This is a genomic window from Serratia sp. 506_PEND, assembly GCF_001076875.1.
In the GTDB taxonomy this organism is placed as follows: Bacteria; Pseudomonadota; Gammaproteobacteria; order Enterobacterales; family Enterobacteriaceae; genus Serratia; species Serratia marcescens.
On record NZ_JVEL01000271.1, the window covers coordinates 1 to 210 of the forward strand.

Annotated in this window: 1 pseudogene; it reads left to right on the forward strand. The window is 61.0% G+C overall.

The window, feature by feature from the left end:
* Positions 1-210 (forward strand): annotated as a pseudogene (locus tag ADK28_RS32085) (hypothetical protein); the annotation flags it as partial.

The following is a 210-nucleotide window of genomic DNA, read 5'->3' on the forward strand; positions in this document are numbered from 1 at the left end:
GTGGCTGGCCTGCATTGTCATGCTGTGGCGGGTAGGACGTCATATGCGCAACGCCCGGCAGGCGCAACGATTACAGGAGAGCCGGCAAAAAGATCCGCTGCAGGTGTTTGTTGACGGCCAGCAACGGTTCCTGGACTGCTGGGCACAGGCACTGAAGGCTCTGCCTGGTCAGGGGGCCGTGTACGGTAAACCCTGGTACATGATGCTCGG